Consider the following 3,023-nt stretch of genomic DNA (forward strand, 5'->3'; position numbering starts at 1 on the left):
GGAAAGTGTATTAGAGGATGGAAACGCAGAATTTTTAAAGGGCGAGTTTGTGGCTATAAGGGGGATTTCGGGAATAGGTAAAAGTACATTAATGAAGATGCTTTTAGGAGTTTTTAAACCTGAAAGGGGAAGTATAAGGTTATATGAAGAAAATGGAAAGTATTTAGAAGCAAGCCCGGATACCAGATGCCTGTTTTCTTATGTACCTCAGGGAAATTACCTTTTTAGCGGGACATTAAGAGAAAATATTCTGTTAATAAATCCTAACGCTACAGATAAAGAAATAAAGGAAGCTTTGGAGATTAGTGATATTTATGATTTTGTATGCAACCTTCCAAAGGGGCTTGACACTGTTATAGGAGAAAAAGGACTTGGCATTTCAGAAGGTCAGGCCCAGAGACTGGCAATAGCAAGGGCACTTCTTAGTAAGGCACCAATTCTTCTGTTAGATGAGGCTACCTCGGCACTGGATTCTAAAACAGAAAAACATGTACTTGAAAGGATTAAAGGTCTTAATAAAAAGACGTGTATAATAATTACCCATAAGGCGGCAGCTCTTGAAGTGTGTGATAAGGAATTTGTAATTGACAATAAAAGACTGTTTTGTATTTACAAAAACAATGGTTAATACAAAACAGCCATAAATTTAATATAATCATGATTTGGCAGCAACGGAAGCATTTTGATTAGAGACTTTTAGTTCATTCCATAAGGCATCATGGAATAACATGGCAAGCTCTTCCCAATGCTTACGTTGCTGTTTTTCATAATTTAATTGTTTCTTTAGTCCTTCAATTTCTGTAAGCAGAATTTCCGTGTTTTGTAATAATTGAGATCTCTCGCTGTTATTCATATTAAAATCCCCCACATAACATAAATTTTTCTCAATATAGTAGATTATAACACTGTAGGTAATAAATGTGTAAAAAACATATCGACTTTTATTGACCTTGCTTCCTTTATGATGACAGGGTTTTACATTGGGTTTTTATAGTTATAAAAAGATTGTAAATAACGTTGTGATATTATATAATTAAAAGAGTGTCAAGTTTAACTTGACACTTTGAAAATTTATATGTTGGTGCTTATTAAGTATCAGCAATGTAACCATTTTTAATTATGGAGGCGTAAAATGGGAAAATATTTTGGAACAGATGGATTTAGAGGAGAAGCAAATGTTAATTTAACGGCTATGCATGCCTTTAAAGTGGGAAGATTTATAGGATGGTATTACGGAAGATTTCATAAATGCTCCGTAGCTATTGGAAAAGATACAAGAAGAAGCAGTTATATGTTTGAGGATGCCCTTTCGGCAGGACTTACATCCACAGGGGCAGATGTATATTTACTTCATGTAACTACAACACCAAGTGTATCATATATAGTTAAAACAGAAGATTTTGATTGTGGAATTATGATTTCAGCCAGCCATAACCCTTATTATGATAATGGAATAAAACTTATCAATGGAAAGGGCGAAAAAATGGAGCAGAATTTCATTGATGAAGTTGAAAAATACATTGATGCAGACTTTGACTCAATACCTTATGCAACCATGGATAAAATAGGAAGAACCATTGACTATTTTGCAGGTAGAAACAGATATATGGGATATCTTATGACATTGGCAAAAAATTCCTTTAGAAACATTAAGGTCGGACTTGATTGTTCAAACGGTAGTGCATGGACTATAGCCAAAAGCGTATTTGATGCATTAGGAGCAGATACATATGTTATTAATAATGAACCAAACGGTGTAAATATTAATATGGGATGCGGTTCTACCCACATTGAGGCATTACAGAAATTTGTAAAAGAAAAGAAGTTAGATATTGGTTTTGCCTATGACGGGGATGCAGACAGATGTTTCTGTGTGGATGATCAGGGAAATGTGGTAAATGGTGACCTTATTTTATATGTATGTGGTGTGTATTTAAAACAAAACGGAGAGCTTGACAACAACACTGTAGTTACTACAGTAATGTCAAATATAGGATTATATAAAGCCTTTGATGCTGTTGGAATTAAATATGAGAAGACAGCAGTCGGTGACAAATATGTATATGAATGTATGAGAAAGAATGATTACCGTTTAGGCGGAGAGGAATCAGGACATATTATTTTCAGTAAATATGCAACAACAGGCGATGGAATCCTTACATCAATAAAGTTGATGGAGGTTATGATTTCTTCTAAGAGAAAAATGTCAGAGCTTATTAATCCGGTAACTATTTATCCACAGTGCCTTAAGAATGTTAAGGTTGCAAGTAAGCCGGAGGCAAGAAATGATGCTGATGTACAAAAGGCAGTAGATGAAGTGGCACAGCAGCTTGGAAATGACGGTAGAATCTTAATTAGGGAAAGCGGAACAGAGCCTGTTATCCGTGTTATGGTTGAAGCAAAAACAGACCAGTTAGCAGAGGAATGTGTTGACAGGGTTGTTAATGTAATTAAGAAAAAAGGTTACGCAGTGTAATGACATACAAAAAAGGATATTTTATAAAGCTATGGGCAGTAAGAGTTATTCTTATTGCTCTTATAGCATTGTGGATGAGCACCATATTTGGCTTTTCTGCCGAAAATGGAGAACAGTCTCAATCACTTAGTGATAAAATAACAGTTCAGGTTGTTCATATTTTAAAAAGTGATTATGAGGATATGGATGTTAAGGCCAAAGAAGAATACTTTAATACAGTAAGTTTCTTTGTGAGAAAAACGGGACATTTTGGAGAATATGGAATTTTAGGAGTTCTTATTTCAACATTTTTGTTGACATTTGAAAAAATACGAAACAAAAAAAGATATATTGTAATTTTAATAACTACCATTATAGGTATGGTGTATGCATCTTCCGATGAAGTTCACCAGAATTTTGTAGAAGGAAGAAGCCCTAAGGTTATGGATGTTTGCATTGATACAACAGGCTGCTTTATGGGAGTGGTTTTTGTTACAATAATATGTTTTTTAATTTGCAGGAGGAAGAGAAAAAAATGTGGCAGGATAATATAAGAAAGGTTACTCCC

At 34.3% G+C, this 3,023-nt stretch carries 4 protein-coding genes; 3 read left to right on the forward strand and 1 reads right to left on the reverse strand.

The genetic code is table 11. The features are described 5' to 3' along the window. Positions 1 to 628, forward strand: a 628-nt coding sequence (locus Q5O30_RS11180; protein WP_302674709.1) for an ATP-binding cassette domain-containing protein, incomplete at its 5' end; no start/stop codon positions are given. Between the two features lie 27 nt (positions 629 to 655). On the opposite strand, the gene Q5O30_RS11185 is transcribed toward Q5O30_RS11180, so the two are convergent. Next, entirely contained in the window at positions 656 to 853 is a 198-nt protein-coding gene (locus Q5O30_RS11185; protein ID WP_118589340.1) for a hypothetical protein, read from the reverse strand. 279 nt (positions 854 to 1,132) lie between these two features. Between Q5O30_RS11185 and glmM the strand changes: the two genes are divergently transcribed. Together glmM and Q5O30_RS11195 are read left to right on the forward strand one after the other, a co-directional pair. Further along, positions 1,133 to 2,476, forward strand: coding sequence for a phosphoglucosamine mutase (gene glmM / locus Q5O30_RS11190; protein WP_021953832.1), 1,344 nt, complete (start codon positions 1,133 to 1,135; stop codon positions 2,474 to 2,476). Next, positions 2,476 to 3,009, forward strand: a complete 534-nt coding sequence (locus Q5O30_RS11195) for a VanZ family protein (protein ID WP_021953833.1) — start codon at positions 2,476 to 2,478, stop codon at positions 3,007 to 3,009. The genes glmM and Q5O30_RS11195 overlap by 1 nt, the downstream gene beginning before the upstream one ends. Positions 3,010 to 3,023 lie beyond the last annotated feature (14 nt).

Origin of the sequence: Eubacterium sp. CAG:161 (assembly GCF_000432355.1) — a bacterium.
GTDB classification, from domain to species: domain Bacteria; phylum Bacillota; class Clostridia; order Lachnospirales; family Lachnospiraceae; genus Eubacterium_G; species Eubacterium_G segne.